4 protein-coding genes and 1 pseudogene are annotated in these 3761 nt (G+C 51.9%); 4 read left to right on the top strand and 1 reads right to left on the bottom strand.

Translation table 11 applies throughout. The features are described from left to right. Positions 1-319: pseudogene (locus RBR60_RS16265) on the top strand (hypothetical protein); the annotation flags it as partial. A 252-nt stretch (positions 320-571) separates the two neighbouring features. On the opposite strand, the gene RBR60_RS16270 reads toward RBR60_RS16265, so the two are convergent. Continuing rightward, on the bottom strand, positions 572-1231 hold the full coding sequence (locus tag RBR60_RS16270) for a hypothetical protein (protein ID WP_320358748.1): 660 nt from the start codon (positions 1229-1231) through the stop codon (positions 572-574). 460 nt (positions 1232-1691) lie between these two features. On the opposite strand from RBR60_RS16270, the gene RBR60_RS16275 reads away from it, so the two are divergent. The 3 genes from RBR60_RS16275 to RBR60_RS16285 all read left to right on the top strand — a co-directional run. Beyond that, entirely contained in the window at positions 1692-2282 is a 591-nt protein-coding gene (locus RBR60_RS16275) for a Bro-N domain-containing protein (protein ID WP_320358750.1), read from the top strand. 219 nt (positions 2283-2501) lie between these two features. Beyond that, positions 2502-2735 carry a hypothetical protein gene (locus RBR60_RS16280; RefSeq protein WP_320358753.1) on the top strand — a complete coding sequence of 78 codons (234 nt, stop codon included), beginning with the start codon at positions 2502-2504 and terminating at the stop codon, positions 2733-2735. Next, a partial coding sequence (locus RBR60_RS16285; RefSeq protein ID WP_320358755.1) for a phage portal protein occupies positions 2732-3761 on the top strand: 1030 nt, incomplete at its 3' end. The genes RBR60_RS16280 and RBR60_RS16285, both read left to right, overlap by 4 nt.

Below are 3761 nucleotides of genomic sequence, written 5' to 3' on the forward strand. Positions count from 1 at the left end.
TTTCATTGATACCTACGCCGCCATCAGCGAGGATGAAAAGGAAGCACTCTTGCAGGAAATTACAGAAGAGGAGGATACGGTCATGCTGGCACAGCATATAAAGGAAAAAGGGATTCAGGAAGGTGTGGTCTTGGGGCGCGAGGAAGGTGTGATTCTGGGGCGGCAGGAAGGCATCCGCGCCATGGTGATGAACGCCAGCAGACAGGGCCTGCCCGAAGACATGATTGCCCGCATTGCCGGTCTGGACGTGGCTTCCGTGAAAAAAATCCTGAACCATGAGAAGGTGGACATTCCACTGGATAAACTGGGGCTGAACTGAAGGGTTCCGATCCGAAAGGGCAAGCTGACGGGCGGATGTTGAGACATGGAAAAGCGGCTCCCCGAAGGGGGCCGCTTTTGGTGTCTGGGGGGTAAGGAAGAAAGGGGTCTGACCCCTTTTCCCTGTGACCCCTTTTCCCTGAAACCTCCAAATTTAGAGAAATAAAAATTATAGCGCAAATTGTATCAAAAAGAGCTAATATAGAGTTCACTGGCGAGCTTTAGCGAGTCCGGTGGAATGATTGGTTATGAATTATTCTAAACCTAGCAATTTTCTTGCTCCATCAGCTATGATTTTCCTACCTTCATTTGATTTTCCTATGGCAACTACAAGCTGAACTAATTTATTTGGAGCAGTCTTTAACCAAGTTTTCTTGGGATAATATTCTACATCTGAAGATATTTGACGAATACCTTGTTGAAACTCCTTTAATTGTGTTTCTGTAATAATTTTATCTTGTTCAAGTTTTACAACTCTACTTTCCAGTTCTTTGAATTTTTTTCTCAATTCATTTATTTCAGATACGGAGAATTCATCTGAGAAGTCGTCAATATGGATATGCTCACGAACATATTTCTTTAAACTTTCTATTTGATCGAAATGAGGGCCTATTGCCTTTAACTCATGCCTTACCTCATTAGCCCATCTTAATATCTCGTTAAGTATTTCATCAATTGAGCCAAGTTCAAGGTGATCTTCCTCTGCTATTTCGCCAGGACTCATTGCTATATAATAGTTTCTGTCCTGGTCAAATACATGAAAGTAAAACGACTCGTCATGTTTAAATTCAATATCTATGAGTGTTCCACGGCCATTTTCATTATTGAAATCTATAACAAAATCATCAGAAGTGAAATATGTACTATCTAACTTGTCCAATATCTGTCTTTGTATAGTCTTCCTAAGTTTCATTGTAGGTTCTTTTCATAATAAAAATATTATACGGATCTGTATGACACGCAGACGGAGGAGTTATGCCGTCCACTGCCCCCTGTAAAAAACGAATTATTTTCCATACCCCACTCATTTCACCCTGACAAGTCCTGACAAACATTTCCCGTAATTTTTCCGCTTTTGTTGTCATCCGAAACAGCATCTTGACATTCCATTCCGGGCTGGGTATCGTTTTCGTGCTGCGGCAAAAAACCACAGCCGGGATTGGCATCCCGGAAACAATCGGGCTTGGCGCCCACCATAAAGATGCAGGCGCATTTTTTGCGCCCTCGCACACCCTTATGGCGGAGCTATATGCGGGCTTCTTCGGAAGCGCCGGTTTCCCTTTTGTCCGGTAATGCCAACCCATATAGCTCCGCCACCCCTGTTTTGGCATTCAGGATGGCGGATTCCAACTTCATTACAAAAGGAGCCTGCCATGACACAGCAAAACCACTCCCTCGATTTCACATTTGAAAAACACACCGTAAGAACCTTATCCGAAAACGGGGAAACCTGGTTTGTTGCAAAAGATGTTTGCGATTCTTTAGAAATTGCATGGAAAGGGTCTGATTCATTACAGAGCATCCCGGAAAGCTGGAGGGTACTCCGGAGTTTCCGGACTACCCTCAAAAACCAGCACGGCGAATACGGAGAGCAAGAAAAGGATGTGGTTCTCATCAACGAACCCGCCCTCTACAAGCTGGCCTTCCGCTCCAGCAAACCCGCCGCCGAAGAGTTCACCAACTGGGTGGCATCGGAAGTCCTCCCCGCCATCCGCAAAACGGGCCGCTACGGTGCTGCCGCTCCCGTGGCCATCACCCATGGCCATGACGACCAGATCCTTCTGGCACGGCACCTTGTCCGGGAGGTGAATACCATGCTGGCAAACTTAAGCACCCTGGGCCAGCTTCACCAGAATCTGGTGGTGTCTGTAAACAACGTCCTCCGGACGGTCTGTGTGCTGAACCCGGAAGTTCACCACGAAGCCTTTGTTCAGTCTCTCCGGAGTCAGGGCAGCGGGAAGTAAGTCTTTCCTGATCCCATAAAATAAAGCCCCTGCATCTTTCCGGTGCGGGGGTTTTTGTTTTGATCCCCCGTCAAGCAAATTCTTGCCCCAATCAGGCAAAAAGAACATTCATCCACGCGCATCCAAGCCCCAAACAGCAAACGCCCCCCTTCCCGGCCCTATACTCCCGCAGAACTCCGCCCTTTTTTTGCGGGTACTTTTTCCATGAAGGGAGCCGCCATGACCGCAGCAAGCATCTGGACCCTGCCGGAGCTGGAAGCCAAAGTTTCTGACCTCAAAAAAGCCCTGTCCGCAGCCATGCTGTCTCAAGAGTACACCACCTCGGATGGCATGAAGGTCACACGGGCCAGCCTGCCGGACATCCAGTCCGGCCTCCAGTATTTTGAAACGGAAAAGGCCAAGCTCATGGCCATCACCCGACCCCGCATCCTGCAAGGGAGACCTGCCCGATGACAAGCCCCCTCCACATCCCCGCCATCCGCAACCTCGATCTCCGGCCTTCCCAGCCCAGCCCCGTGAGCGGCGGAACCACCTTCGGCTACAGTCGCAAGGGTGCAGGCCGCAAGGGAAGCCTTGGCAAGTGGTACGGCCAGAAGCTCTCCCGCTTCACCGAAGCCCGCGAAAGGGAGATTCTCACGGGCCGGGCAGCGGACATCATCGGTTCCGATCCCCACGCGGCCAGTGTATCGGACTCCATGGCCACCCACATTGTGGGAACGGGCCTCACGCCCCAGCCCTCTCCCTTTTTTAAGGCCCTTGGCATGACCGAAGATGAGGCCCAGGATCTGCGGGAGGCCTGCCGTCTGGCCTGGGTAAGCTGGCAGGCGGAAGCGGATGCCCGTGGCCGTCTGCCCTTCTGGATGCTGTCTCTGCTGGCGGTGTACGACTACTTCACCCACGGGGAGTTTTTCCAGCAGCCCGTGATGCTGGACGGCCCCAATCGCACCTTTTCCCTCGCCCTTCAGCAGATCAGCCCTTCCCGTGTTTTTACCCCGGCAGACAGGCAGGAGAGCGGAGCCTTCCGGGATGGCATTGAGATCGGCCCCATGGGTCAGCCCCTGCGCTACTGGGTGGCGGGTGTGGACACAAAAACCGGGAAGATGGCCCGAAACGCCGGAGACTTCACCCCGGTTCCTGCCTGGGTGGGCCACAGGCCGGGGATTTTCCATGGTATGGTGGCCAAGGGAACGGATCAGTACCGGGGGATTTCTCCGCTGGCTCCGGCCATGAAGCTTTTCCGGGATCTTTCGGATTATCTGGATTTTGAGGTGGTGGGCGCCATTGTGGCGGCCTCCTTTCCCGTGTGGATCGAAACCCCTTATCCCAATGAAATGGCGGAACAGTTTCTCGATAAAAACGAGATGTCCCAGCGGGGCGAGGAATATCAGGAGGTGGCCCCCGCAGGCATCTACTACGGACGCTCCGGCGAGCGGCCCCACATCCTTTCCACCACAAGGCCGGGCAACACCTTTGAGCCTT

Origin of the sequence: Desulfobotulus sp. (genome assembly GCF_034006065.1) — a bacterium.
GTDB lineage: Bacteria > Desulfobacterota > Desulfobacteria > Desulfobacterales > ASO4-4 > Desulfobotulus.

What these genes read in the sequence shown, in the direction of transcription:
- RBR60_RS16270 (WP_320358748.1), bottom strand. Translation starts at nt 1,231, where the DNA reads ATGAAACTTAGGAAGACTATACAAAGACAGATATTGGACAAGTTAGAT.
- RBR60_RS16275 (WP_320358750.1), top strand. Translation starts at nt 1,692, where the DNA reads ATGACACAGCAAAACCACTCCCTCGATTTCACATTTGAAAAACACACC.
- RBR60_RS16280 (WP_320358753.1), top strand. Translation starts at nt 2,502, where the DNA reads ATGACCGCAGCAAGCATCTGGACCCTGCCGGAGCTGGAAGCCAAAGTT.